The following is a 26846-nucleotide window of genomic DNA, read 5'->3' as shown; positions in this document are numbered from 1 at the left end:
TTTCTTTGTTTTTATTACTGGAAAATACTACAATATAAAAAGTTATTTTAAAAATCTATTTTTTATAAACAATGTTATAATTAAACGTATAAAATTATATTGGAGGCGTATATTATGAAAGAAACAGAACTAAAGATGTTAAAAGAATTAACAGATGCAAAGGGAATTGCAGGGAATGAAGGCCAAGTAAGAGATGTTTTTGTGAAGTATGCAAAAACAAATGCAGATAGCATTAGCTATGACGGATTAGGCAGTGTAATCGCAAAAAGTGTTGGTGATGAAAGTGGTCCTAAAGTATTATTTGCTGGACACTTAGATGAAGTTGGTTTTATGGTAACAAAAATTACAGCAGAAGGTTTTATTAAATTTCAAACGATTGGTGGCTGGTGGGCACAAGTTATGCTAGCTCAACAAGTTGAAATTACAGTAGCGAAAAACAAAGTGATTCATGGTGTTATTGGGTGTAAACCACCACATGTCTTAACTGACGAAATACGTAATAAAGCTTATGATATTCAAGAAATGTTTATTGATATAGGAGCCTCTTCTGAAGCGGAAGCAATAGAATGGGGAATCAAACCAGGTAATATGGTAACGCCCTATACCGAATTTAGACGCTTAAATGGATCGAAATTTATGCTAGCTAAAGCATGGGACAACCGTATTGGAATAGCTGTAACTTTAAAAGTATTAGAAAATTTAAAAGCTGTGGGGCATCCTAATAAAGCATTCGCAGTTGGAAATGTGCAAGAAGAAGTTGGGTTAAGAGGAGCAAAAACAGCAACTCATTTAGTAGATCCTGATATTGCCTTTGCACTTGATACTGGTACAGCTGGAGATACCCCGGGTATGACTGAAAAGGAAGCAGATTCAAAACTAGGAAAAGGACCTCAAATCATCATTTATGATGCTTCTATGGTAGCACATAAAGGGTTGCGCGATTTTGTGGTCAATATTGCAGAGGAATTAAATATTCCTTTCCAATATACAGTAATTGCGGGTGGAGGAACGGATGCAGGAAGTCAGCATGTAAGTAAAAACGGTATACCAGCATTAGCGATTACTGTAGCAACACGTTATTTACATTCTCATACTTCAGTTATTCATGAAGATGACTACTTAAATACGGTGAAATTAGTTACAGAAGTTATTAAACGATTAGATACTACAGCAGTTGAGAAAATTAAGTACAATAGTTAAGAAATTAAAAATAGAGATAAGCTGAGTTGTATAAAGAAAATTTATACAACTCAGCTTATTTTTTATAACAAGTTTTCTTTATGAAAACCAATGCATTTTCTAATCTTTTTATATATAAATTAAAATAACATTTCTTTTTATTGAAATACCAAGTAAAATAAATATAATTGATTCAATAAGAAAGGGGGGAATAGATGAAGAGGGCTAAAAAAAGAATTGCAGTAATAGGTGGAGGAATAACAGGATTAGTTACAGCTTATCGAATCAAACAGCAAATCATAGAAGAAAAGCTACCTTTTGAACTTATTTTGCTAGAGTCTTCTATAAAGTTGGGCGGTAAAATCTATACAATTAAGTCGGGAGATAATTACTTTGATTTAGGAGCTGAATCTATTGATATCCGTTATCCAGAAGCAATGGATCTTATGAAAGAATTGGGTCTAATGGATCAATTAATTTATAGCGAAGGAAATAAACCAGATATCTTTTTTTATAATAAATTATATAGTCTTGATTATCCAACTTACAAAGGAATTCCAGTAAGGAAAATGGATATTTGGAAGAATAATTTATTAACTTTTCATGGTAAGATAGCTAGCTTTAAAGATACTCTATTCCCCATCAAACCATTAGAAAAAGATGTTGAGATGAGCGTATACTTAAAAAAAAGATTTGGAGAAGAGCTAGTCGAGCATATTGTTGAACCTTTTTTTTCCAAAATTTATGCTAGTGATTTAGATGAAATGGGAATCAAATCTTCTAAAGAAGTTATTTATTCTTTAGAGCAAAAGTATGGAAGACTTTCAAAAGGACTCAAATCTCATCCTGAACTATTAGATGGTTCTGGTAATTATGTTACTTTTCAAAAAGGGTTAGCCACTTTAACGGATAAACTAACTGAAATTTTAAAACCAAATATTCAAACAAGTAAAAAAGTTTTTGAAATTAACCAGGGTATTGAAGGTACTTATGTTATAGATGTCAATCAAACAGAACAAGTGCGTGTTGGCGCAATTTGTATCGCGACACCAGTAACTGAATATTCAAGATTAATAAAAAATGAGACATTTGGGCAAATCTTTGATCAAGTAGAAACTGCATCTATCGGATATATCTTGTTTAAGTTTAAAAAAAAAGCTATAAAAAATGAGCCCAAAGGTTTTGGCGTAGTTACTCCTAGACGAAGTGATTCTTTTGTAACGTCAATTGTTTTTTTAAATAAAAAGTGGTCATTTCTTAAAGATGAAGAAGATGTGTTTATTGGGGTGAGTTTTGGTCGAAAAGGAGAAGATATCCTAGTTTCTTTGAGTAATAAAGAAATAGAAGAGTCCATACTAAAAGACTTAGAAATGATACTTGGAATTACAGAAAAACCTATAAATCGCATTGTAAAACGTTGGCCCGATGCTATACCTCAGTACACTGTGACACAAGAAGAAAAAACGAAAGAAATGATTGAATTATTGACACATGAATATCCAGGCATATATATTTCTGGAATTGGTCTAGAAGGTTTTGGAATCAATCAATGTATTAGTCAAGCTAATAAAACAAGTAAAAAAATAGTTGAATATGTAAAAGAACAAAATTGTATTTATAGTAAATAGAATAGCTTATAAAAAAATGAAAAGACACTTTTTAGTATTAAAAAGGTCTTTTTTATTTTAAACTTTGTTTTCTTGGTGTAAGGTAATATATAGAAGAGATAAAAAAAATAGAAGAGAGGAAAGAAAATGAAATTAACTATATTAGGTTTTTGGGGCGGGTACCCAACAAAAAATTCAGGTACAAGTTCTTATTTATTAGAAACGGAAGATTATCATTTATTGATCGATGTAGGAAGTGCTTCATTGATTGCTCTAGAAAATCATGTAGATCCTTTATTACTTGATGGAGTTATTTTATCTCATTATCATTATGATCATATAGCTGATTTAGGTGTTTTACAATTCACACGTCAATTAAAAAGAATGAAAAACAACCTTGAAAGAGCTCCTATGCTTCCTATTTACGGGCACCAAGGAGATAATGAAAATTTTAAAAGATTAACTATGGACATTGTAAGTGAAGGTATAGCTTATCACGAACAGGAAAAAACATATATTGGTCCATTCGAAATACAATTTATGAAAACTCTGCATCCAGTGGAATGTTATGCTATGAGAATTACTGAAACGAAAACAGGTAAAATACTAATCTATACAGCAGATTCAGGTTATTTACCCGATTTTATCCCCTTTAGTAAAGATGCGGATGTATTATTGGCTGATACAAATCTCTTTAATGGAATGGAGAATCATCGTGTTCATATGACAGCTTCTGAAGTAGGTAAGATTGCAAAAGAAGCGGATGTAAAAAAAGTTATTCTAACACATCTACCTCAAGTTGGAGACCTAGAGCTATTAAAAGCCCAAGCTATTAATGAAACACCCACAACGGAAATTATATTGGCTGAAAAAGATTTAATAATCGAAATTTAACGAGGGCTGTAAAAATGTAACAGCTAGAAACGGGGAAACAACTAATGTATTATGTAAAAAATGCTCGCGATGGTAAAGAAATAACGGATCCCGCAATTAATTTAGCAATTGAGTACCACCTATTAAATAATGTCATTTTAGATGAACCAATATTGCTTTTTTATATCAACGAGCCGTCTATCATAATTGGAAGAAATCAAAATACGATTGAAGAAATCAATACAGAATATGTAGAGAAAAAAAATATTCACATCGTTCGTCGCTTTTCAGGTGGTGGAGCTGTCTATCATGATTTTGGAGTCTTTTGTTTTTGTTTTATTACCCAAGATGATGGAAATTCATTCCGAGATTTTGGTAAATTTACAGAGCCAATTATAGATTCATTACACAAAATGGGTGTCGAAGGTGCTAAGCTTGAAGGCAGAAACGACTTGCTGATTAACGGGCAAAAATTCTCTGGTAATGCAATGTACTCAAAAAATGGCCGAATGACAGCACACGGTACAATCATGTTTGATAGTGACATCGAAGAAGTCGTAAATGCACTCAAAGTCAGGAAAGATAAAATTGAATCAAAAGGAATCAAATCAATAAGAAGCCGTGTAACAAATATCAAGCCTTATTTATCTGATGATTATCAATTCTTAAATACTAAGGAATTTAGAGATCGGTTATTATTAAATATATTTGATGTAACTAAAGCTGAAGACGTTAAAGAGTACAAACTGACAGATCATGATTGGAAGCAAATAGAAGAACTTTCTAAAAAATATTTTAGTAATTGGGATTGGAATTACGGGAAATCACCAAAATTTGAATTGGTTCGTCGTCATCGTTTTTCAATTGGTTCGGTTGAATTTAAAATGGATGTCGATAAAGGTTTTATCCAAGATATTCGTATTTTTGGAGATTTTTTTGGATTAGGAGATATCGCAGATGTCGAAGAAAAATTAGCCGGTATTAAGTATGATTCTCTATCTATAAATGAAGCTTTAAATGATATCAATATTAAAAAATATTTCGGAAATATCACCAAAGAAGAACTACTGCATTTAATATACTAAAAATAAAGGTGCCATCTTTTGTTCAAAACTATATTTCCATAAAATCAAACTCGTTTATTCCAGAAGAAATTTCTTTTGAAAAGGCAGCAATATCAGTTGAATAAAAAGAAGCTGAAGCAGTCAGATGAATTCTGACTGCTTCAGCTTCTTTTTATCTAATTTTTCGTCCTAAACCAATAGCATTTTTCATTTTTAAAAGTGTTTTATTTGCTACAGTTTGAGCTTTAATGGCACCTTCATCTAAAATTAAGTTTAATTCATCTGAGTTGATTAATTCATTGTGTCTGATCTGAATAGGTTCCAGCACAGCAACAATAGCTTCGCCTAGATCTTCCTTGAATTGGCCATAGCCACTATTTTGATAGCGAGCTACCAATTCAGCAATGCTAAAATCAGTAAATGAAGCATAAATTGTTAGCAAATTAGAAATACCAGGTTTATTTTTTGGATCATATTCAATAACTCCGCTAGAATCTGTCACAGCACTTTTAATTTTTTTACGAATGATTGAGGGCTCATCTAATATTGAAACAAAACTTTTTTTATTCTCATCAGATTTACTCATTTTCTTTAAGGGATCTTGTAAACTCATGATACGACCGCCGGATTTTGGTATTTCTACTTCTGGCATAGTAAGTAATTGATTACCATTACCGTATTTATTGTTAAAACGACTAACAAAATCGCGTGTCAGTTCCAAGTGTTGTTTTTGATCATCTCCAACAGGAACTAAATTAGATTGGTACAGAATAATATCTGCAACCATTAAAGGAGGATAAGTTAATAATCCAACCGATACTCCAGAACGATTATTTTTTGCAGATTTATCTTTAAACTGCGTCATTCGCTCTAATTCACCTATATTGGTATTGCATTGAACGATCCAAGCAGCTTCAGCGTGAGCAGAAACTTCAGATTGAATAAAGATTGTGGCTTTTGCTGGATCCAATCCAATAGCTAAGTATAATGCAGCAAGACTTTTCGTTTGCTGTCTAAGTTTTAACGGTTCTTGTTGCACGGTAATGGCATGTTCATCAACGATACAAAAATAACACCTGTATCTTTCCTGTAACTGTATAAATTGTTTCATTGCCCCAATGTAATTTCCAATAGTAGGAGTTCCACTAGGTTGAATACCTGAAAAAATTGTTTCCATTTTATCCACCCCTTATTTCTAAGTACATTAATACTAGTATAACGATATATTTAAATTGATTAAAGCGTTTGTTGACAATGAGTACTAAAAATTATCTTTCAATAAGATAATAAGCTAGTAATGTAAGCAAGCTAATAGTTAATAATGCTGAACCTACTTTTAAAAAGAAGTAATAACCCTTACCAATTACTTTTGAGAGAGGTTTAATAGAGAATTCTTCTTCAGAATGTCTACCTTTACGAATATTAAAAGCTGTTTTTCTCATACTGTAGTTAAAGAAATCAAAAAAACCTGATGAAAAGGATGCACCAAAGAGACCAATAATGAGAAATAAGGAAGCTCCATAAAATGTAAGATTTGTCGTTTGATAGAATGAGAGCTCTTTATAAACAATTAATTCAATTAATAAGCATAAAAGGAGCGACACCAAAAAGATGTGGATAGGTGTTATTTTTCGTTTCACTAATTTTCCTCCTTATAATATACAAACAATGGTACTAGAATATATTATATAGGAATAATATTAAAAATATATGAATATTTTAAAAGAGATAAGCAATTGATCTTGGTGAATTACACTTAAATTTTCATCTAATTTTAATCTATAGACGAAAAAATCAAAAAAAAATCAAAAAAGTTTTGCAATATTGGTTTTGACAAGCTATTCTAAATAGTATATTCTTTTTTGTAAGGGAATTAAAAATTAAAATTGTTGGAGGTGCTATAATCGATGAAAAGCTATGCTAAATTTTTAGGGAAACGTGTACTATACATGTTGTTGACATTATTTTTAATTGCATCGATTACTTTTTTCTTAATGAAGCTTTTACCGGGTACTCCATATAGTAACCAGGATAAACTTTCAGAAGAACAAATCTTTATTATGAACGAACAATATGGATTGAATGAACCGGTGCCGGTTCAGTATCTAGTTTATATTGGTGGATTACTTCAAGGAGATTTAGGAACATCATTCCAATTTAGCAATACTCCTGTAACAAAGCTTTTATCTACGCGTATAGGGCCTTCCTTGCAACTGGGTATTCAAGCGGTTGCGTTAGGGACAATATTGGGTATTGTGTTAGGCGTAATAGCGGCAATGTATCAAAATACATGGATCGACACGCTTGCAACTTTTTCAGCAATTTTAGGAAGATCTATTCCTAACTTTGTTATCGCTGTTCTGCTACAGCTAATATTTGGTGTATATCTGCAATGGTTCCCAATCGCTTTATGGGATGGAGGATTTAGCTCATCTGTTCTTCCTACATTGGCATTAGCTATATCTCCTTTAGCAGATTCAGCTCGATTTATTAGAACAGAAATGGTAGAAGTTTTAGGCAGCGATTACGTTGAATTGGCAAGAGCTAAAGGGTTGAGCAGATGGACAGTAGCATTTAAACATGGTGTCCGTAATGCTTTAATTCCATTAGTGACAATCATAGGACCTATGGCCGTTGGTTTAATGACTGGTTCAATGGTTGTAGAAAATATCTATGCCATTCCTGGTATAGGTGAACAATTCGTAAAATCAATCATGACAAATGATTACCCAACAATCATGGGTGTAACTATTCTTTACTCTGCTATGCTTGTATTTATTATTTTAGTTGTTGATATTTTATACGGAGTAATTGATCCACGTATTCGTGTTTCTACAGAAGGAGGGGACAAATAATGAATAAACAAGAGAATGTTCCTGTTGCAGATGAATTTAAGAATTTGTCCCCAGACATGTTTGCCCCAGCTACTGGGTCAAGTGTCGGTGATAATGAAAAAATTTCAGCACCTTCATTAAGTTTTATTGAAGACTCATGGAGAAGATTGAAAAAAAATAAAGCAGCAGTTGTTAGTCTGGTTGTTCTAATAATTATGATTCTTCTTACAATTGCCGCACCAATCGTAGCACCTCATGATCCAAATATTCAAACAGTAGAGTTTGCAAGTTTGCCTCCAAAAATTCCAGGAATTGGTATTGATGGTTTAAATGGGACTCAAAAAGTTGGAGAAACTCGTATAGACAAATATGCTGAGAAGAGTGTTCCTGAGGATCAGTACTATATCTTAGGTACAGACAGCTTAGGTCGTGACTTACTTTCACGCATTCTTTATGGTACAAGAGTATCTTTAATTATTGCTTTTGTAGCAGCCTTTTTCGATTTAACTATAGGAGTGACCTATGGTTTAGTTTCAGGTTGGCTTGGTGGAAGAGTAGATAACTTTATGCAACGTGTCTTGGAAATTTTATCTGGTGTTCCAAACTTAGTTGTAGTTATTTTAATGCTATTAGTGTTACAGCCAGGTATTACATCAATTATTATTGCTTTAGCTATTACTGGATGGATTTCAATGGCCAGGGTAGTCAGGGCTCAAACCTTAAAATTAAAAAATCAAGAATATATTTTAGCTGCTCGTACACTAGGTGAATCATCAGTTAAAATAGCATTTAAACACATCATTCCAAATTTATCCGGTATCATTATTATTCAAACTATGTTCTCAATTCCGTCAGCTATTTTCTTCGAGGCATTCTTGAGTTTTATTGGTATAGGAATTCCAGCACCAACGGCTTCATTAGGAACATTGATTAATGATGGATACAAAACATTCCGCTTCTTACCCCACTTAATGTGGTATCCAGCTGCAGTTATTTGTATCTTAATGATTTCATTTAACTTATTAGCTGATGGTTTGCGTGATGCATTTGATCCAAAAATGAAGGATTAGTGAGGTGAAACGAATGAGTAATGTATTAGAAGTTAAAGATTTAGAGATTACGTTCGACACCTATGCTGGTAAAGTAAAAGCTATCCGCGGTGTCAGTTTTGATTTAAAAAAAGGCGAAACGTTAGCAATCGTAGGCGAATCCGGTTCTGGAAAATCAGTTACAACTCGTAGCATTATGCGATTGTTGTCACAAAATGCCAATATCGAAAGTGGCGAAATTTTATTCAATGGTGAAGATCTTATTAAGAAATCTGAAAAAGAAATGCAAGGTATTCGTGGCAAAGAAATTGCAATGATTTTTCAAGATCCAATGACTTCGCTTAATCCAACAATGACGATTGGTAAACAAATTTCTGAACCAATTCGATTGCATCAAAAACTAAATAAAGAAGATGCTAGAAAAAGAGCACTAGAATTATTGAATTTAGTAGGTTTACCCGATTCAGAGAGACGTATGAAACAATACCCACATCAATTTTCTGGTGGACAAAGACAGCGTATTGTTATTGCGATTGCCCTTGCTTGTAATCCGGAAGTCTTAATTGCTGATGAACCAACAACAGCATTAGACGTAACTATTCAAGCACAAATTTTAGATCTAATGAAAGAATTGCAGCAAAAAATTGCAACTTCAATTATCTTTATTACACATGATTTAGGTGTAGTAGCAAATGTTGCAGATCGTGTTGCAGTAATGTATGCTGGTAAGATTGTTGAAATTGGAACGGTCGATGAAATTTTTTATAATCCACAACACCCGTATACATGGGGATTGATTAGTTCTATGCCAACTTTAGAAATCACAGAAACATTGTATGCCATTCCTGGAACACCTCCAGATTTATTGGATCCTCCAAAAGGTGATGCATTTGCTCCACGTAATGCATTTGCAATGAAAATTGATACTGAATTAGAGCCACCTTTCTTTAAAATTTCTGAAACACATTCTGCGTTAACATGGTTGTTGCATCCTGATGCTCCAGCAGTTGAACCGCCACCAGAAATTAAAGCACGTCATAAAATTTTTGAAGAAAGATTTGCCCCACTTCATGAATCTTTAAAGAGTACTAAGACTCAAGTTAAAGGAGGGCAAAATTAAATGGAAAATAAAGAAAAAATCTTAGAAGTTAAAGGTTTAAAACAGTATTTCAATGAAGGCACAAAGAATGAAGTTCGTGCAGTAGATGATATCACTTTTGATATTTATAAAGGTGAAACCTTTGGACTTGTTGGTGAATCTGGTTCAGGTAAATCAACAACTGGTCGTTCAATTATTCGATTATACAATCCAACAGCTGGTGAAGTTGATTTTGAGGGTACAAAAGTTCATGATATATCTGGAAAAAAAGATATGTTGAAATTTAGAAGAGATATGCAAATGATTTTTCAAGATCCATATGCATCTTTAAATCCGAAAATGAAAGTCCGTGATATTATTGCTGAAGGTATCGATATTCATAAATTAGCCAGTTCTACTGAAGATAGAAACCAACAAGTAGATGATTTGTTAAAAACTGTAGGACTAAATCCAGATCATGCTTCACGATACCCACATGAATTTTCAGGTGGACAGAGACAACGTATTGGAATCGCTAGGGCTTTAGCAGTTAAACCCAAGTTTATTATTGCTGATGAACCAATTTCTGCATTGGATGTTTCTATTCAAGCACAGGTTGTAAACTTGTTGATGGAATTGCAAAAAACGCAAAAATTAACATTTTTATTTATTGCACATGATTTATCAATGGTTAAATATATTAGTGACCGTATTGGTGTAATGAATACTGGGAAATTACTTGAATTAGCACCTGCTGAAGAAGTTTATAATACACCCTTACATCCTTACACTGAAAGCTTATTGTCTGCTGTGCCCTTACCAGATCCTGAATACGAGCGTAATCGTGTGCGTACTCCATATATTCCTCGTGAATCAAATGGAGAACCTGAAGAATTACGTGAAATTTCGCCTGGACACTATGTTTATTGCAGAGAATCTGATATTGTAGCTTTAAAAGAAAAAAAAGCTAGCTATAAAAAATAAGTTGAAAAAGCTATAAATTAGACATTAAGTCTGATTTATAGCTTTTTTGTTAATAAAAAAACAAAAAGTTTATTTTCAAACAAAGTATTATTTGTAATGAATTTTTAATTATATTAAGTATTGATATAATCATCTAGAGTAAACCGTTGTGGAATATGACTTCTAACTAGAAAAGTACAAAATAAAAGTATTTATTATAAAGAAATTAATAAGAAGTGACAAAAAGATGACAAAAAGGGTAGTATTTTTAAAATGGATGTTTTATAATAAATTCATAAGGTATTTCATAGGTTCATAACAATCCTCAATTTTTTTGAACGATCCATCTGATTAAAAAAGGAGAGAATAACATATGGTAACTTTATATACATCGCCTAGCTGTACATCTTGTCGCAAAGCTAAGGCCTGGTTAGAAGAAAATGATATTACTTATAATGAAAGAAACATTTTTTCAGAACCGCTAACAATTGGTGAAATTAAATCGATTTTAAGAATGACAGAAGATGGTACAGAAGAAATCATTTCGACACGTTCTAAAGTATTTCAAGAATTGAATGTTGAATTAGATGAGTTACCTTTAAACAAAATGTTTGATTTGATTCAAGATAATCCGGGCCTTTTACGCCGGCCAATTATGGTAGATGAAAAAAGACTACAAGTTGGCTATAATGAAGATGAAATACGTCGCTTTTTACCTCGCGAAGTACGAGCTCTTGAATTGAAACAAGCTCAACTTATTGTCGGCTATTAACAAATAAATCGAAACTGCGCATCTTAAGATGTTGTAGTTTTTTTTGGCACTTTTAACTTTACATTTAATTTATTTCCTTTAGAATGGTTATATAGATTATTCATATGTTGAGCCGCTTTTAACTGTGAAGAAAAGAAATGAGGTGTAGGACTATGGAAATGGAACATATTAACGAAAACACCATTCGAGTATTGATTGAGAATGCTGATTTAGAAGAAAGAGGCGTAACTTTTCTAGATCTTTTAGGAAATCATAAACAAATTGAAAACTTTTTTTATAGTATTTTAGAAGAAGTAGACGTAGACGAACAATTCCATGAATCTGATGCCATCACATTTCAAGTGTTACCAAATGGAAATGGGCTAGAGCTGTTTATCAGCAAAGGTGGTCCGATAAATGATCAATTAGATTTTTCTTCAGCATCTGAAAATCTTAATTCAGATGAATTCTCTCAATATATAAAAAAACAGATGGTGCAAAATTTAAATAAATCTGAAGCTGAGAATGAACTTGAGAATGATAATGAACATTCGAAAGATGAAACAGAAGGAATTGTTTTAAGATTTAATCAATTTGAAAATATGATTGAATTATCAAAAATGATGCATTTGGATAACGCTTTGTCTAGATTGTTTCTTTATAAAGAAAGATATTATTTAAATTTAGTCTTTTTTATTAATGAAATGACCGAAAGAAGTGCTGATGAAGAAATTGCACTCGCACTAGAATTCGCTGATAAAACACCAGTAACTCAAGGGATTTTAGAAGAACACGGCAAAGTAATTATGGAGAAGAGAGCTCTTGAATTGACTCGTCACTATTTTAAATAAGCTAAATAGAATTGATTATAAAATCAAAGAAAGATTTTCTTTCTTTGATTTTTTTGTCTAAAAATAGTGATCTCGCCTTCTTTGCGGATACTTGAAGTGTGAAGTATATGAGGGGAGATTATAAAGATGTTAGTGGCGGTGAATAATAAAAACCATTATCTTAATGCGATGAATGAGCAAAAAAGCAAGAGTCAAAAACATGACTATTATTGTCCAAGTTGTAAAGAACCGGTTTTTCTAAAGAAGGGGTTAATTAAACAGGCTCATTTCACACATTTTCAAAAAAAAAATTGCAACGTTTTTTCAGAAAGTGAAACCGAAGAACATATTTTAGGTAAAGGTATGCTTTACCAGTGGTTCAAACAACAAGAAATCCCCTGTCAATTGGAAGCTTATCTGCCAAATTTAAAACAACGACCTGATTTATTGATTTGGCTAGATGAAAAAACTCCAATTGCTATTGAATTTCAATGCAGTGCTCTCTCTACTCAAAGAATGATTGAACGAACGTTCGGGTATACTCAAAATGGTTACAAAGTTTACTGGATTTTAGGGGAAAAATACCATTTCAAAAATAAGTTAACTAGCTTTCAAAGGTTATTTGTTAATGAGAACGAGGCAATAGGTTGTTATTTTTTAGAATTACATGTTGCTGATGATATGCTAACTGTTCATTATCTAATTAATCAACAAGAAAATTCAGCTTATATGAATGCTTATTCTACCCAATTTGACCTAAATAAAGTGGAGACTAGTTTAAAGTACATCAGTGAACAGTTATTACTTCTTTCGAAAAAAAAGCAAAATAAATCAAAAAGGCAGTTGGTTCAAAGTCACTATTTTTTAAATAGAGGGAGAAATTATCAAGTTCCGGAAATCGTATCGTTTCAAAAATATATTTATAAGAAAGGAGATTCTTTAGTTTCTTTGCCGGTTGAAGTTTATTTGCCTGTGAAAAATCAATTATTCATTAAATCTTTGTCTTATTTTTGGAAGTATCTATTATTGGAGTGGATAATGGGGAAAAGTTCCAACGGAGTTATTTCTAAGAAGGAGATGCATCAAAAAATTTCTCAAATGATAAATAATAATGAACTTATTTTTTATGTTATGCCCCTTATATCAATTGAAAGCAAAAAAAAGTGTGCTGATTATTTCATAGCTATTTTGATACAAAGAGGCCTATTATTAGCTATTTCTAATTCGGATTGGATCATTCAAAAAGAACCTCAACGCTATAAAGATGAGAAAGAAAAGATATCTAATTTTTTATTACTAGAACATTCGCTTATGGTTTAAATCTTGAGTAAATCAACTTCATGAAATTTTCTTTATTTAAAAATAATTTGTGGTAAGATTAAATATAATAAAATTTCAAGGAGGTTTTTTAATGAGTGAACCAAAAAAATTACCAAAAAGAGATAAAGTACCTAGTGAATGGACTTGGGATTTAGGAGTCATCTTTAAATCCGACGATGATTTTAAACAATCTTACAAAGAATTAGAGAATAAAATAAAGTCGGTTGTGACTTATAAGGGTACACTAACTAATGGATCAAAAAGTTTTTTGAAAGCTATTCAAACTATTTTAGATTTATCCAATCAACTGGAAACGTTATATGTATATGCTCAATTAAAAAATGATCAAGATACGACAAACTCAATTTATCAAGGGATGTATGAACAAGCTACTAAATTAGCTACACAGGCTAATGAGGCTATCTCATGGTTCGAGCCTGAAGTGTTAGAATTGCCAGAAGAAAAATTGAATCACTATTTTAATGAAAATGAAGAGTTAACCATCTATAAACACTTTATTGAACGATTAACAGCAGCTAGGGAGCACGTTCTAAGTGCTAACGAAGAAGCTTTGTTAGCAGGAGCAGGAGAAATTTTTAATGCTTCAAGTCGAACGTTTAACATATTAAATAATGCAGATATCACATTTCCAACAATTAAAGATGAAAATGGAAATGACATTCAATTGTCTCATGGGGTTTATGGACAATTAATGGAAAGTACTCATCGAACAGTTCGCAAATCAGCTTTTAAAAATCTTTATAAAGTATATGAAGGATTGCAAAATACTTTTTCAAGTACACTATCTTCACATGTTAAATACCATAATTACAACGCAAAAGTGCACCACTATCAATCAGCACGTGAAAAAGCTCTTAGCAGTAATCATATCCCAGAAGCTGTTTACGATACATTGCTAGATGTCGTTCATGATCACTTGCCATTGTTGCATCGCTATGTTGCTTTAAGAAAAGAACTGTTAAATTTAGAAGAGCTTCATATGTATGATATGTACACCCCTATTAGCGGAGAAGCTGGTATTAAATATACTTATGAAGAAGCTGAGGCGGAGACTTTAAAAGCTTTACAACCACTTGGTGAAGAGTACTTGTCTGTTTTGAAAAAGGCTTTTAATAATCGATGGATCGATGTTATAGAAAATGAAGGCAAGAGAAGTGGTGCTTACTCTTCAGGAGCATATGAAACGAATCCTTACGTCTTGTTAAATTGGCATGATTCACTAAACCATTTGTATACGCTTGTTCACGAATTAGGACACAGTGCCCACAGCTATTATACAAGAACGAATCAGCCGTATGTGTATGGAGACTATTCTATCTTTGTAGCAGAAATAGCTTCTACCACAAATGAAAATATTTTAACGGATTATTTATTAGAAACACAAAAAGATCCAAAAGTCCGAGCATATATTTTGAATCATTATCTGGATGGGTTTAAAGGAACTATGTTTAGGCAGACTCAATTTGCTGAATTTGAACATTTTATCCATGAAGAAGCAGCAAAAGGGACACCTTTGACAAGTGACTTTTTATCAAATTATTATGGGGAACTGAATGCACGTTACTATGGGCCAAATGTTGAAAAAGATCCTGAAATTGCTATAGAATGGACTAGAATACCACATTTTTATTACAATTATTATGTTTATCAATATTCAACAGGTTTTTCGGCTGCCACAGCTTTAGCTGCTAAAATTAGTAAAGGTGAAGATGGAGCTTTAGACAGCTACTTAACGTATTTAAAATCTGGGAATAGTGATTATCCTATTGAAGTAATGAAAAAAGCCGGGGTAGACATGACCGATAAAGTTTATATAGAGGATGCTATGAAAGTATTTGAAAATAGATTAAATGAATTAGAAGAATTGATTGAATCATTAAAAAATTAATCGTATTCAACTAAAAAAAGCTAAGCTAGATGTTACGTTGAACCGTTCCTAAAAAGTTAGATGGTTAGTCTGATTTTTTGAGCGGCATCACATATCTCACATCAATAGCTTAGCTTTTTTTGTTATTATGAAAGTTAAAATCAAATTTTAAAGCACTTGTAATGAAGTCTTATTAATTGACCGAATCCCGTTTTTAGAAATTATTTGATTTCTTGCTTCAATGACCATTGGATTAGGGTTATGCAGTGCTTGTAGTAGTTCGACTGTAATACCTTCTTCAATCAGCAATCCATGCTCTTTATGACGATCACCAAAAAATAAACAAGAAGGCGTTTTAAAAGCATTCACACCGCAAGCTATCTTTTGATCAGCTTCAAAAGAAGCAATTGTAAAGTCTAATTCCTTATCTTCGAGAAACATTGGGATATCTAATTTAGCTTTCTTGGCAGATTCAAGAATAAGATCTTCTGAGAACACTTTTTTTTCTTCAATCAGTTCATATTGCAATTCAAGTAAGAAGTTGCGACCTTTTTTCTTACCTTGCATAGTCGCAGCAGTGTAGTAAAGACAAATATCGTATGATACTGAATGGATAGCATTGCGTAACTTTAAATCACTTTTTGGCAAGTTATTTGTAGAAAGATATTGAGTCACCGTACTTAAATTATGAACCGGAATAAAATTCACGTGAATTCTATTAGAAGATTTTTCAATGAAACGTAAGACCTCTTTTTCGGCTTGGAAACAAGTAGAGTCAATTGGATTAATAAACAAATAAATTTCAATTACTTCATTATGAATTGATTCATTTTTAGGATGTGTAGTTGTGCCCATTTATCTTCACCTTAGTATTAGTATTTTTAAATCTATATATGCTCTAGTGTTTTGTTAACAAGTATACTTTATCAAAAATAGTTAAAAAAATATAATAAAGGGTCTTATTTTTGAACTAAATTTTGTATAATTTGTAACAAAGTCGCCACATTTTATTTTTATCCTTTAATACTAATGATAAAAGATCAACTTGACTCCATCATGCGACTGATTTTATTTTTAGTTGGTCGTTTTTTAATTGAATGGAATTGAAGGAACTCGTTGAAAAAAACTTCTCCTTTTTCACGAGAAGTTGTTTCTATTTCTAACTCATAATCTTTATTATTACCATACGTACTTTCGTCTAGTACAATTAGGCCTTGACCAACTTTTTTCTCATGACGCTTGGTTACTAATGAGCCAAATAAAAAGAGATCTTCTAGATTGATCTTTAAGTCTGCTAATTGTTTAGCTACACGCCCATTTGATTTAATGGTCTGAGTATCTAAAAAAAATCTTCCCTGTTTTAATGATAAGTCATCAGTTGTTTCTAAAAGATTTTTTTCAAGAGGAGTTTTTAATGTTAGTTCAGCAGAATCTGAAAAGAAGCGAATACGTAAAGCAGAATGTAAATTCTTTAGTTTCCAATCTTTTGTATCGAAGTAATAATTCTCTTGAATGTAAAACGTATCTTCAGCTAAGTTTAAACGGCTTAACAGTTTTGTATATTCAATTTTTGTTAGACTATTTTTAAATTCAATTTCTACATGTTGAGTCATTTATTCCACTCTTTTCTAAATTAAATTACTTATCGTAATATATCTTTATGTTGTTAGTAATGAACTATTTAATCATCATACCATTTTATTCCTATTTTAGTATATTTCATCTTTCTAGTTAAATATGTTAAAATAAAGCCATATTGTACTTTGAAAAAGTGCGAAATCATAGATTCCTAAAAGAGGGTATATAATGATGGATCAAGATCAAAAGTGGGAAGATTTTTTAATACCTTACAATCAGGCTGTTGAAGAATTAAAAATAAAATTAAAAGGAATTCGTAAGGAATTTAGTAAAGGAAACCGGCATATTCCAATTGAGTTTGTTACTGGAAGAGTAAAACCAGTAAATAGCATTATTGGAAAAGCGGCTTTAAGAAATATTCCTTTCGATAAATTAGATACTGAGATGCAAGATATAGCTGGATTAAGAATCATGTGTCAGTTTGTGGAGGATATTCATGAAGTGGTTAGACTTTTAAGAAATCGAAATGATATAAAAATAATTGAAGAACGAGATTATATAACGAACAAGAAGGAAAGTGGTTACCGCTCGTACCATGTTGTATTTGAATACCCAGTGCAATTGATCAATGGTGAAAAAAGAATACTGGTTGAGATACAGGTGCGTACATTGGCAATGAATTTTTGGGCTACGATTGAACATTCTTTGAATTATAAATACCAAGGTGAGTTTCCAGACGCCATTAATGTTCGTTTGAAAAGAGCTGCAGAAGCTGCTTTTCAACTAGACGAAGAAATGTCTCAAATTAGAGAAGAGATACAAGAAGCCCAACAGTTGTTTTCTCATAGTAAAAGAACGACTATCAATGAAACGTCAAAAAAACACTAATTTTTTGACGTTTATTGTTTGGGGCTATTGTAATATAATAGTCAAATAAAAGGGGGGATAACTTTGAAAATAGCGGTAGTTAATAATAATGTAGAACAGTCTTTAAAATTAGCCGAACAATTTCGAATACTCTGCTTAAAAAATCGTCTTCAATTAGACAATAAAAATCCAGATGTCGTTGTAACGATAGGTGGGGACGGGACATTGTTGTCCGCTTTCCACCGATATGCCCATATGCTAGATCAAGTTCGATTTGTAGGAGTTCATACGGGACATCTGGGTTTCTATACAGACTGGCGAGATTACGAGTTAGAAGATTTAGTCTCAAGTTTACTTAAAGATGAGGGTGAAAGTGTTAGCTACCCATTACTTGATGTCAAAGTAACTTATCAAGGACAAAAGGAATCTTCTCATTTCTTATCATTAAATGAATCAACAATGAAGCGTATAGATGGAACAATGGTATGTGATGTCTTTATAAAGGATGAATTGTTTGAACGGTTTAGAGGGGACGGAATGTGTATTTCGACACCTACTGGTTCTACTGGTTACAATAAGTCTGTAGGGGGAGCCGTTATTCATCCTAGACTTGAAGCTTTACAGTTGACTGAAATCGCACCAATTAATAATCGGGTATTCCGTATTTTAGGTTCACCACTGATTGTTGCACGAGATGAATGGATCAGGATCAAACCGGTTACAACAGAAGGTTTTGTTTTAACCATTGACCAGTTGACATCTTCTGAAAAAAATATTACAGAATTAAATTACAGCATTGCGAAAGAACGCATTCACTTTGCTCGTTACAGACATACGCATTTCTGGAGTCGAGTTGAAGATGCTTTTATTGGAGCGAAAAAAAAATATGAAATTTAGTTGGGCCTATGATTTGCCAACTAGTCTACAAGTGAAATCTTTTTTAAAAACAAAAGGCATCTCACGTAGTTTACTAGCAAAAATAAAGTTTCAGGGTGGGAAAATTGAAGTCAATGAAACTGAAGTAACCGTACGGTATCTTTTGGAAAAAAATGATAACGTACAAATTACGATTCCTGACGAATCTCCCCATGAGACAACTGTCCCTATCGATATCCCAATTGATATCGTGTACGAAGATCAACATTATTTAGTTGTAAATAAGCCTTATGGAGTTGCTTCGGTACCTTCGCAAGTCCACCCTGAAAGCAGTATGGCTAATCGAGTCAAGGGGTACTATGTTCGTCAAGGCTATGTTGATCAAGTTATTCATATTGTGACTCGACTTGATCGCGATACTACTGGATTAATGTTGTTTGCTAAACATGGGTACGCGCACGCATTGATGGATGTGAAGTTAAGAGCAAAAGAAATTCAGAAAAAATACACTGCATTGATTACAGGTCGACTTGTTAAAAGTGAGCATGGATTCATTGATGCTCCTATTGCACGAACGACTGATTCCATTATTACAAGAAGGGCCCATGCCTCTGGGAAAGAAGCTTTAACAGAATATTGGGTCAAAAAATCTTTTCCAAAAGCAACTTTAGTAGATATTCAATTGCATACTGGAAGAACACATCAAATTAGGGTTCATTTTACCCATATAGGGCATCCTCTAATGGGAGATGACTTATATGGCGGTGAAAAAAACAATTGGATAGTAAGACAAGCGTTGCATTGTAGAGAACTAAGTTTTGTTCATCCTTTTACAAACGAAAGAATAAACCTTGAACTTGATTATCCAGCTGATATAGCCCAATGGCTGCAGCAACAAGTGTAGTAGAAGGTTAATACCATATGAAACGAATTTAGAAAGGGGTGTAGCCCTTGAAAGAAATACAAACAGAATTTGAAGAGCAAATAGAACAGTTGAAAAACTTTTTAAAAATGGAAGACATCAATGCTTTTAGAGAAAACTTTTTAGAGTTGCACGTTTATGAACAAAGTCAAGTTTATCTATCTTTATCAGATAATGAACGATTAAGAGCCTATAATTTTTTATCTCCTAATGAAATGGCAGACACGTTTGAAATTCTTGAGGAAGAAGAAGAATCGGTCGAAAAATATTTAGAAGAAATGAATCCTCAGTATGCTGCAGATATGCTGAGTGAAATGTACCGAGATAACGCAGTAGATATGTTGAATCAACTAGAACCGTTTACGATCAAAAAGTATCTAAGTTTAATGGCAAAAGAAGATGCTGATGGCATTAAAAAATTGTTGAATTATAAAGACGATACAGCTGGTTCGATTATGACAACTGACTATATTTCGATTCTTGCAAATCAAACAATCCAATCAGCTATGGCTATTTTAAAAAAGAAAGCATCAGAAGCTGAATCGATTTATTATGTATATGTAGTAGACTCAAATAGAAGATTAGTCGGTGTTATCTCATTAAGAGATTTACTCGTAAATGAAGACGATGAAATGATTTCGGACATCATGGGAGATCGCCGGTTAGTCTCTGTTAATGGAAATGATGACCAAAGAGACGTCGCGCACACTATGCAAGATTATGACTTTTTAGCTATTCCGGTAGTAGATAATGAAGAGCGATTGATTGGAATCATTACTGTAGATGATATTATAGATGTTATTAGTGACGAAGCAGCCAGTGATTACTCTGGTTTAGCTGGGGTCGATGTAGAAGAACGATCTGAAAACCCATTTGTTGTTGCTTCAAAAAGACTCCCTTGGTTGATTATCCTATTATTTCTTGGAATTGGAACTTCCACTTTAATTAGTAATTATGAAGAGATGATCAGCGAAGCAAGTATCTTAGCTGTATTTATATCGTTGATTACAGGAACGGCAGGAAATGCTGGAACTCAATCACTAGCTGTTGCCGTTCGCAAATTAGCAGGCAATGATGAAAATAAAAAAAACTTTGGAAAATTGATTATGAGTGAAATTGCATCCGGGCTAATCACTGGTATCGTTACCGGTGTAACGATTTTCTTAGCAGTAGGGTTTTGGCAACAAAATTTCGTTTTAGGGTCAGTAATAGGTATAGCAATGCTTGTAGCAATCACAATTGCCAATCTCGCTGGAAGTTTTATCCCAATCTTAATGGAAAGAATCGGGTTTGACCCCGCGGTCGCTAGTGGTCCTTTTATTACGACTCTTACAGATTTAACCAGTGTACTGATTTACTTTAATATTGCCTCATTATTTATGAATTATTTAGTTTAGAAAAACTATCAGTGAAACAGGGAATAAAATTTATAAAAAATGAAAGAACCATTCGCGTTGGAAAAGGATGAACATCTGTGACAAGAAGAAAGAAAAAAAGGGTAACCAAAAAACAAAAAGAAAAAAGAGTGAAATTGATTTCTGCAGGAATTATCCTCCTGCTGGTTTTCTCAATGGGATTATTCTTAGGAGAAAATAAACAGGCCGATCTTACTTTAAGTGAGAAAATAGGTTTATTCAAAGAAGAATTGCTCACTTTTTTCAATACAGAAGAAGATGTAGATCAAACAAAAAATCAAGAGACCACGATTCGTTTTTTGGATGCCAATCAAGGATCAGCAACACTGATTCAAGCAAAAGATGGCACAACTATTTTGATAGATAGCGGACGTTATGAGGATAAAGACAAAAAAATCATACAGCAACTAGATCAATATGTTGGAACGGGTGGAAAAATTGATTTACTTATTTTCACTCATAATGACTCAGATCATATTGGTTATGGGGATCTCATCATGAACTATTATGATGTCGAAGAAGTTTGGATGAATGGAACTGATGCTACAAGTAAAATTTATGAGCGTCTCTTAAATGCTGTAGATAAAAGCAATGCTAGCTATACTGAACCAAAAAATGGAGAAGATTATCAAGTAGGACCTTTTCAAATTGAAGTGCTAAGCCCTAATGAACAATCAGAAAACGATCAAAATGATGACTCGATCATCACTAAAATCACTATCAATCAAGTAAGTGGATTATACAGTGGAGATGCCTCTCAGAGCATCGAGAAAGCTATAGTTGAATCTGGAATAGATATAACAGCTGATTATATCTTAATGGGACATCATGGATCAGACACGAGTACTAGTGATGAGTGGATCGAAGCTAGTCAACCGAAATTCGCTATTTTTTCTGCAGGTGAAAATAATAGCTATGGACACCCTGGTGAAGAGGCTATAGATCGTCTGAAAAAACAATCTATTCCAATTTATGGAACAATTGAAAATGGAACAATAACTACTACTATTCATGAAGATGGAACTTACAGCATTAAAACTGAGAAGGGGGATAATCTTGTTGAAGATGATGCTTGAAGAAATAGAAGGCGAGCAGGCTCGATTTATTCCTGATGAGGGTTTACCCATTCATATAGCAAAAGATTATTTACCAGAAAACTATCAAATTGGTGAACTTTATGAGGTGACTATTGCAGGTGAGCAAGTTGTTGCTATAGCCCCTTTAAAAGAAGAAACACAGAAACGACTTGCCAAAATGAAACAAAAGCGAGTAAATTTATTAAACAAAAAAAATAAAAAAGATTGAAAATACTAATAAAATTGATTTGTCTAGAAAAAATGCTATAAGCAGCCGGAAAAAATATCCCGTTTGCTTATAGCATTTTCTTATTTTGTTTCTCATAGTAATAGTAAGATTAATAAAGATTTTTAATCATCATATGGTGTGGAATACCCGCATCCATAAAACCTTCACCTTCAATTTGATAGTCTAACTTTTCATAAAAAGCTAGAGCATGGTCTTGCGCACCAAGGAGTAGCTTTTTAAAGTGTTTAGATTTCGCATACCGTTCTATTTCAAGCATTAAGTGATTGCCTAAATTTCTCTTGCGAAAATCAATAGAAACAGCAACACGTTGAATTTTAAATGTGGTCGCATTTTTTTGATAGAGTCTTGCGGTAGCAACAGGTTCATTTTCTAAGTAACCAATAACATGAATCGTTTGATCTTCTAAATCATCTATTTCTAATTCTAGCGGAACGTGTTGTTCTTCTATGAAAACTTTTTTTCTGATTTCTACAGCATCGTTATAGTAGCTAGAGTTTAAATCGGTTGTCCAAATAAATTCCACAATATCCCTTCTTTCTATATGATTAAAATCGTAACATAACTTACGAAAGGAATCTATAATAAAAATCTGGTAGCTTTTATTATAGATTCTTTATTTATTATCATGAATGCACTATACTAAAAGAATATGAATTAAAAAGAAAGGTGGCTAATATAATGAACGAAAGAACGATTCAACTTGTTGAAAAATTAACAACGATTCCTTCACCTACAGGTAATACGTATGAAATTGTTGCTTTTATCCAAAACTATTTAAGTCAGTTAGGCTATGAAGCTAAAAAAACAAATAAAGGAAGTTTAATACTTACTGTAAAGGGAACGAATCATCAAAAACAGCGATTCGTGACAGCACATGTCGATACATTAGGCGCAATGGTAAGAGCTATAAAACCCGATGGACGTTTAAAAATAGATTTAATCGGTGGTTTTCGCTATAACGCAATTGAAGGTGAGTATTGTACAATACATACAAACCAAGGAAAGATATCTGGTACGATATTGATGCATCAAACAAGTGTACATGTCTACAAAGATGCAGGAACTGCTGAAAGAAATCAAGAAAATATGGAAGTCCGTATTGATGAGAAAGTTCATACAAAAGAAGAAACAACAGCATTAGGAATAGCTGTAGGAGATTTTATTAGTTTTGATCCTAGAACTGAAATTACAACGAACGGCTTTATTAAATCTCGACACCTAGATGACAAAGTCAGCGTGGCTATATTATTGCAATTTTTAAAAAAAGTTAGCAATGAAAAAATCAACCTACCTTATACAACACATTTTTATATTTCAACTAATGAAGAAATCGGATATGGTGGAAATTCTAATATTTCTGATAAAGTGATAGAATATCTAGCTGTTGACATGGGTGCAATGGGAGATGACCAACAAACCGATGAATATTCTGTTTCCATATGTGTGAAAGACGGTAGTGGTCCCTACCATTATGGAATGAGGAAAAGACTCACACAAATTTGTGAAGATAAGGATATTCCTTATCAATTAGATATCTACCCTTTTTATGGGAGTGATGCATCTGCTGCGATGGCAGCTGGTGCAGACGTTCGTCATGCGTTGATTGGTGCAGGCATTGAAGCAAGTCATGCTTACGAGAGAACCCATGAAGAATCGATAACAGCAACAGAGCAATTGATTGAACATTATTTACTAAGCAATATGCTAGACTAATCGGAGGACTAATTTTATGGATTATTTTAAAAAATCAAAATTAATGTTTTGGACAATTTGGTTATTAGTTAGTGCAACATTAATATTCATGAGTACAAAAATTGATTTCGTGTTTCAACCCTTAACCACATTTGTTTCGACATTATTTACACCGATTATTATAGCTGGATTTTTATATTATTTATTGAATCCCTTGATTGGACAACTAGAAAAATTTAAAATCGAGCGAAAGTATGGTATTATAATCGTTTTTTTATTATTTCTAGGGTTTCTAGTATTTCTAGCCATCTCAGTTATTCCTAGTTTGCTTGAACAATTAGGACAACTGATTACAAGTATACCGTCATTTTTGAACGCATTAGAAGACTACTCTAATGAATTACTTCAAAGGCCGATGTTTGAGAATTTTGATTTGGAAAGAAGTTTAAGCCAATTGGATCTATCAATCGAAAATATTGCAAATACAATATTTACTACACTAACTTCAAGTGTAGGTTCTTTGATAGGGGCGTTAGCAAATACGACAATTGTCATATTTACAGTTCCAATCATCCTATTCTACATGTTTAAAGACGGAAAAAATTTCCGTCCGTCAGTTGCTAAATTCTTTCCAAAAGACTATCGTGGCCAAATGATTGAACTGTTAGGCCAAATGAATGAAACAATTGCTTCCTATATTAGTGGCCAAGCGTTAGTTTGTTTATTTGTAGCAGTATTTACGTATCTGGGGTATTTAATTACAGGTATGCCTTATGGTTTATTATTAGGGAGTATTGCAGGAGTGACCAATATTATTCCTTATATCGGTCCTTATATTGGTGCGGCACCAGCAATCATCATTGCGTTAACTATTTCACCAACGCAAGCGCTATTGGTTGCGTTGGTCGTTTTGGTAGTCCAACAAATTGATGGGAATTTTATCTCACCTAATGTGATTGGGAAAACATTATCAATTCATCCTTTGACTATTATCATTTTATTGCTTGTTGCAGGAAATATAGCAGGAATTATTGGTATGATTCTAGGAGTACCCACATATGCAGTGGTTAAAACAATCGTCGTCTATTTAAAAGATATGTTTATGATTAGAAAAAAACATATGTCTACTTAAAAAATGAGAATAAAAGCGTTGTTTTCTTTATATAATTTGTGATACAATGTTCATATTGAAAGTATGAACATTGTATCACAAATCCAACGATACAAATCGCAACAAATAAATAGTTTTATAGGAGGATACAAAAAATGAAAGTAATCGTTATTGGATGTACTCATGCTGGGACTTCAGCTGTTAAAACAATTTTAAAAGAAAATCCATCTGTGGAAGTTTCTGTTTTTGAAAGAAATGATAATATTTCATTCTTATCTTGTGGAATCGCAATGTATGTTGGTGGAGTTGTGAAAGATGCCGCTGGTTTATTCTACTCTAATCCTGAAGAATTAACTCAAATGGGTGCAAGTGTTAAAATGGAACACAATGTTACAAGTATTGACACTGAAGCTAAAAAAGTAGTGGTAGAAAACATGACTACTGGAGAAGTATTTGAAGAATCATATGATAAATTAGTTAACACAACTGGTTCTTGGCCTATTGTACCCCCAATTCCTGGTATTAATACAACGAATGTTTTATTATGTAAAAACTATAATCAAGCTCAAGAAGTAATCAAACAAAATCAAACTGCTAAAAATGTTGTCATTGTTGGTGGTGGATACATTGGTATTGAACTAGTAGAAGCTTTTGAACAATCAAACAAAAAAGTAACTTTGATTGATGGATTGGATCGTATTCTTAACAAATACTTAGATCCAGAATTTACGGATATACTAGAAAGCGCTATAGAAGAACATGGCGTTAAAGTAGCATTGAACCAAGCTGTTACGTCATTTAATGCTGATGAAAATGGTTCAGTTAAATCTGTAACAACTCCAAAAGGCGAATATGAAGCAGATTTAGTTATCTTATGTGTTGGTTTCCGTCCAAATAATGAATTGCTAAAAGGTAAAGTTGACATGATGCCAAATGGCGCAATTCTTGTTGATGATTACATGAGAACAAGTGATAAAGATATTTATGCAGCTGGAGACAGTTGTGCAGTTCACTACAATCCAAATAATGGATCTGCATATATTCCTTTAGCAACAAATGCTGTTCGTATGGGTACTTTAGTAGGTAAAAATATTATTGAACCTAAAGTAAAATACAGAGGAACACAATCTACCTCAGGTCTATACTTGTATGGATACAATATTGGATCAACTGGCGTCAACGTCAATAGTGCTCCACACTTCGGTTTAGATGTTCGTGCAGTTTTCGTTAAAGACAACTATCGTCCAGAATTTATGCCTACAACTGAAGAAATTATGATGAAATTAGTTTATGAAGTAGGAACAAACCGCATCGTTGGTGGACAAATTATGTCTAAATATGATGTTACAGCTTCTGCTAATACACTTTCATTGGCTATTCAAAATAAAATGACGATTGAAGATTTAGCTTATGTTGATTTCTTCTTCCAACCTTATTTTGACCGTCCTTGGAACTACTTGAACATCTTAGCTCAAGCAGCTTGTGATCAAGAAGACCAATTAGCTAAATAAGCAACAATGTAAGTCAAGGAAAGCCGACCATGAAAAGTTTTCTTGAAACTTGATTGTCTAAGCGATTCATAATAATATGGTAAAGGGTCTGAGATATCTTTCTCAGACTCTT

The 26846-nt window shown here is 32.8% G+C and carries 26 protein-coding genes; 21 read left to right on the top strand and 5 right to left on the bottom strand.

The genetic code is table 11. The features are described from left to right. Positions 1 to 114 precede the first annotated feature (114 nt). The 4 genes from BP17_RS09245 to BP17_RS09230 all read left to right on the top strand — a co-directional run bounded on the left by BP17_RS09245 (position 115) and on the right by BP17_RS09230 (position 4744). Positions 115 to 1200: a M42 family metallopeptidase gene (locus BP17_RS09245; RefSeq protein WP_035053753.1), complete on the top strand. Its 1086-nt coding sequence runs from the start codon at positions 115 to 117 to the stop codon at positions 1198 to 1200. A gap of 194 nt (positions 1201 to 1394) precedes the next feature. After that, complete coding sequence (gene hemG, locus BP17_RS09240; RefSeq protein ID WP_035053750.1) at positions 1395 to 2807, top strand: protoporphyrinogen oxidase; 1413 nt, start codon at positions 1395 to 1397, stop codon at positions 2805 to 2807. A gap of 126 nt (positions 2808 to 2933) precedes the next feature. Next, entirely contained in the window at positions 2934 to 3680 is a 747-nt protein-coding gene (locus BP17_RS09235) for an MBL fold metallo-hydrolase (RefSeq protein WP_035053747.1), read from the top strand. Between the two features lie 44 nt (positions 3681 to 3724). Beyond that, the gene (locus tag BP17_RS09230; RefSeq protein WP_035053746.1) at positions 3725 to 4744 is read left to right on the top strand and encodes a lipoate--protein ligase; all 1020 of its coding nucleotides are present in this window, start codon (positions 3725 to 3727) and stop codon (positions 4742 to 4744) included. 151 nt (positions 4745 to 4895) lie between these two features. On the opposite strand, the gene trpS is transcribed toward BP17_RS09230, so the two are convergent. Further along, positions 4896 to 5900, bottom strand: a complete 1005-nt coding sequence (trpS, locus tag BP17_RS09225) for a tryptophan--tRNA ligase (protein WP_035053745.1) — start codon at positions 5898 to 5900, stop codon at positions 4896 to 4898. Positions 5901 to 5991: 91 nt separating this feature from the next. Further along, positions 5992 to 6363 carry a DUF3899 domain-containing protein gene (locus tag BP17_RS09220; RefSeq protein ID WP_035053744.1) on the bottom strand — a complete coding sequence of 124 codons (372 nt, stop codon included), beginning with the start codon at positions 6361 to 6363 and terminating at the stop codon, positions 5992 to 5994. A 267-nt stretch (positions 6364 to 6630) separates the two neighbouring features. Here BP17_RS09220 and opp3b point away from each other — a divergent pair, with 267 nt between their 5' ends. The 8 genes from opp3b (at position 6631) to pepF (ending at position 15457) form a co-directional block, all read left to right on the top strand. Beyond that, entirely contained in the window at positions 6631 to 7578 is a 948-nt protein-coding gene (gene opp3b, locus BP17_RS09215; RefSeq protein WP_035053742.1) for an oligopeptide ABC transporter permease, read from the top strand. Then, positions 7578 to 8627 carry an oligopeptide ABC transporter permease gene (gene opp3C / locus BP17_RS09210; RefSeq protein WP_035053740.1) on the top strand — a complete coding sequence of 350 codons (1050 nt, stop codon included), beginning with the start codon at positions 7578 to 7580 and terminating at the stop codon, positions 8625 to 8627. Before opp3b ends, opp3C begins: the two co-directional genes overlap by 1 nt. A 13-nt stretch (positions 8628 to 8640) precedes the next feature. Next, positions 8641 to 9726: an ABC transporter ATP-binding protein gene (locus tag BP17_RS09205; RefSeq protein WP_035053738.1), complete on the top strand. Its 1086-nt coding sequence runs from the start codon at positions 8641 to 8643 to the stop codon at positions 9724 to 9726. Beyond that, on the top strand, positions 9727 to 10668 hold the full coding sequence (locus BP17_RS09200) for an ABC transporter ATP-binding protein (RefSeq protein ID WP_035053736.1): 942 nt from the start codon (positions 9727 to 9729) through the stop codon (positions 10666 to 10668). Positions 10669 to 11020: 352 nt separating this feature from the next. Further along, positions 11021 to 11419: a transcriptional regulator SpxA gene (gene spxA, locus BP17_RS09195; protein WP_035053734.1), complete on the top strand. Its 399-nt coding sequence runs from the start codon at positions 11021 to 11023 to the stop codon at positions 11417 to 11419. A gap of 152 nt (positions 11420 to 11571) precedes the next feature. After that, positions 11572 to 12249: an adaptor protein MecA gene (locus BP17_RS09190; RefSeq protein WP_035053732.1), complete on the top strand. Its 678-nt coding sequence runs from the start codon at positions 11572 to 11574 to the stop codon at positions 12247 to 12249. Between the two features lie 126 nt (positions 12250 to 12375). Next, complete coding sequence (locus tag BP17_RS09185; RefSeq protein WP_035053730.1) at positions 12376 to 13548, top strand: competence protein CoiA; 1173 nt, start codon at positions 12376 to 12378, stop codon at positions 13546 to 13548. Positions 13549 to 13639: 91 nt separating this feature from the next. Next, entirely contained in the window at positions 13640 to 15457 is a 1818-nt protein-coding gene (gene pepF / locus BP17_RS09180) for an oligoendopeptidase F (RefSeq protein ID WP_035053728.1), read from the top strand. 147 nt (positions 15458 to 15604) lie between these two features. Here the strand turns inward: pepF and BP17_RS09175 are convergent, their stop codons facing one another. Then, positions 15605 to 16291, bottom strand: coding sequence for a DsbA family protein (locus BP17_RS09175; RefSeq protein WP_035053726.1), 687 nt, complete (start codon positions 16289 to 16291; stop codon positions 15605 to 15607). A 185-nt stretch (positions 16292 to 16476) separates the two neighbouring features. Beyond that, complete coding sequence (locus BP17_RS09170) at positions 16477 to 17049, bottom strand: CYTH domain-containing protein (protein ID WP_035053724.1); 573 nt, start codon at positions 17047 to 17049, stop codon at positions 16477 to 16479. Between the two features lie 193 nt (positions 17050 to 17242). On the opposite strand from BP17_RS09170, the gene BP17_RS09165 reads away from it, so the two are divergent. The 6 genes from BP17_RS09165 to BP17_RS09140 all read left to right on the top strand — a co-directional run bounded on the left by BP17_RS09165 (position 17243) and on the right by BP17_RS09140 (position 22399). Then, on the top strand, positions 17243 to 17902 hold the full coding sequence (locus BP17_RS09165; protein ID WP_084676337.1) for a GTP pyrophosphokinase: 660 nt from the start codon (positions 17243 to 17245) through the stop codon (positions 17900 to 17902). 63 nt (positions 17903 to 17965) lie between these two features. Then, positions 17966 to 18778 (top strand): NAD kinase, encoded by an 813-nt coding sequence (locus tag BP17_RS09160; protein ID WP_035053722.1) that lies wholly within the window; start codon positions 17966 to 17968, stop codon positions 18776 to 18778. Beyond that, the gene (locus tag BP17_RS09155; protein ID WP_035055381.1) at positions 18768 to 19661 is read left to right on the top strand and encodes an RluA family pseudouridine synthase; all 894 of its coding nucleotides are present in this window, start codon (positions 18768 to 18770) and stop codon (positions 19659 to 19661) included. Before BP17_RS09160 ends, BP17_RS09155 begins: the two co-directional genes overlap by 11 nt. 47 nt (positions 19662 to 19708) lie before the next feature. Beyond that, the gene (gene mgtE, locus BP17_RS09150) at positions 19709 to 21076 is read left to right on the top strand and encodes a magnesium transporter (RefSeq protein ID WP_035053720.1); all 1368 of its coding nucleotides are present in this window, start codon (positions 19709 to 19711) and stop codon (positions 21074 to 21076) included. Positions 21077 to 21153: 77 nt separating this feature from the next. Further along, positions 21154 to 22170 carry a ComEC/Rec2 family competence protein gene (locus BP17_RS09145; protein WP_035053714.1) on the top strand — a complete coding sequence of 339 codons (1017 nt, stop codon included), beginning with the start codon at positions 21154 to 21156 and terminating at the stop codon, positions 22168 to 22170. Next, positions 22160 to 22399, top strand: a complete 240-nt coding sequence (locus BP17_RS09140; RefSeq protein ID WP_232219612.1) for a hypothetical protein — start codon at positions 22160 to 22162, stop codon at positions 22397 to 22399. The genes BP17_RS09145 and BP17_RS09140 overlap by 11 nt, the downstream gene beginning before the upstream one ends. A gap of 109 nt (positions 22400 to 22508) precedes the next feature. Here BP17_RS09140 and BP17_RS09135 read toward each other — a convergent pair whose 3' ends face one another. After that, a complete protein-coding gene (locus tag BP17_RS09135) occupies positions 22509 to 22943 on the bottom strand; it encodes a GNAT family N-acetyltransferase (protein WP_035053710.1) in 435 nt (144 codons plus the stop codon). Positions 22944 to 23098: 155 nt separating this feature from the next. On the opposite strand from BP17_RS09135, the gene BP17_RS09130 reads away from it, so the two are divergent. From BP17_RS09130 to BP17_RS09120, 3 genes are all read left to right on the top strand, one after another. Next, a complete protein-coding gene (locus BP17_RS09130) occupies positions 23099 to 24133 on the top strand; it encodes a M42 family metallopeptidase (protein ID WP_035053707.1) in 1035 nt (344 codons plus the stop codon). Positions 24134 to 24149: 16 nt separating this feature from the next. Beyond that, the gene (locus tag BP17_RS09125) at positions 24150 to 25244 is read left to right on the top strand and encodes an AI-2E family transporter (RefSeq protein WP_035053704.1); all 1095 of its coding nucleotides are present in this window, start codon (positions 24150 to 24152) and stop codon (positions 25242 to 25244) included. A gap of 134 nt (positions 25245 to 25378) precedes the next feature. Next, on the top strand, positions 25379 to 26734 hold the full coding sequence (locus BP17_RS09120; protein ID WP_035053702.1) for an FAD-dependent oxidoreductase: 1356 nt from the start codon (positions 25379 to 25381) through the stop codon (positions 26732 to 26734). The last annotated feature ends 112 nt before the right edge of the window (positions 26735 to 26846 follow it).

It is taken from the genome of Carnobacterium pleistocenium FTR1, assembly GCF_000744285.1.
In the GTDB taxonomy this organism is placed as follows: domain Bacteria; phylum Bacillota; class Bacilli; order Lactobacillales; family Carnobacteriaceae; genus Carnobacterium_B; species Carnobacterium_B pleistocenium.
The sequence above is the reverse complement of the archived record's forward strand: the minus strand, read 5'-3'. Positions and strand labels throughout refer to the sequence as shown.

Coding starts and splice junctions, on each gene's coding strand:
- BP17_RS09230 (WP_035053746.1), top strand. CDS start 3,725: ATGTATTATGTAAAAAATGCTCGCGATGGTAAAGAAATAACGGATCCC.
- BP17_RS09130 (WP_035053707.1), top strand. CDS start 23,099: ATGAACGAAAGAACGATTCAACTTGTTGAAAAATTAACAACGATTCCT.
- BP17_RS09125 (WP_035053704.1), top strand. CDS start 24,150: ATGGATTATTTTAAAAAATCAAAATTAATGTTTTGGACAATTTGGTTA.
- BP17_RS09140 (WP_232219612.1), top strand. CDS start 22,160: ATGATGCTTGAAGAAATAGAAGGCGAGCAGGCTCGATTTATTCCTGAT.
- trpS (WP_035053745.1), bottom strand. CDS start 5,900: ATGGAAACAATTTTTTCAGGTATTCAACCTAGTGGAACTCCTACTATT.
- BP17_RS09155 (WP_035055381.1), top strand. CDS start 18,768: ATGAAATTTAGTTGGGCCTATGATTTGCCAACTAGTCTACAAGTGAAA.
- opp3b (WP_035053742.1), top strand. CDS start 6,631: ATGAAAAGCTATGCTAAATTTTTAGGGAAACGTGTACTATACATGTTG.
- opp3C (WP_035053740.1), top strand. CDS start 7,578: ATGAATAAACAAGAGAATGTTCCTGTTGCAGATGAATTTAAGAATTTG.
- BP17_RS09175 (WP_035053726.1), bottom strand. CDS start 16,291: ATGGGCACAACTACACATCCTAAAAATGAATCAATTCATAATGAAGTA.
- BP17_RS09185 (WP_035053730.1), top strand. CDS start 12,376: ATGTTAGTGGCGGTGAATAATAAAAACCATTATCTTAATGCGATGAAT.
- hemG (WP_035053750.1), top strand. CDS start 1,395: ATGAAGAGGGCTAAAAAAAGAATTGCAGTAATAGGTGGAGGAATAACA.
- BP17_RS09190 (WP_035053732.1), top strand. CDS start 11,572: ATGGAAATGGAACATATTAACGAAAACACCATTCGAGTATTGATTGAG.
- BP17_RS09200 (WP_035053736.1), top strand. CDS start 9,727: ATGGAAAATAAAGAAAAAATCTTAGAAGTTAAAGGTTTAAAACAGTAT.
- spxA (WP_035053734.1), top strand. CDS start 11,021: ATGGTAACTTTATATACATCGCCTAGCTGTACATCTTGTCGCAAAGCT.
- BP17_RS09205 (WP_035053738.1), top strand. CDS start 8,641: ATGAGTAATGTATTAGAAGTTAAAGATTTAGAGATTACGTTCGACACC.
- BP17_RS09235 (WP_035053747.1), top strand. CDS start 2,934: ATGAAATTAACTATATTAGGTTTTTGGGGCGGGTACCCAACAAAAAAT.
- BP17_RS09120 (WP_035053702.1), top strand. CDS start 25,379: ATGAAAGTAATCGTTATTGGATGTACTCATGCTGGGACTTCAGCTGTT.
- BP17_RS09245 (WP_035053753.1), top strand. CDS start 115: ATGAAAGAAACAGAACTAAAGATGTTAAAAGAATTAACAGATGCAAAG.
- BP17_RS09165 (WP_084676337.1), top strand. CDS start 17,243: ATGATGGATCAAGATCAAAAGTGGGAAGATTTTTTAATACCTTACAAT.
- BP17_RS09170 (WP_035053724.1), bottom strand. CDS start 17,049: ATGACTCAACATGTAGAAATTGAATTTAAAAATAGTCTAACAAAAATT.
- pepF (WP_035053728.1), top strand. CDS start 13,640: ATGAGTGAACCAAAAAAATTACCAAAAAGAGATAAAGTACCTAGTGAA.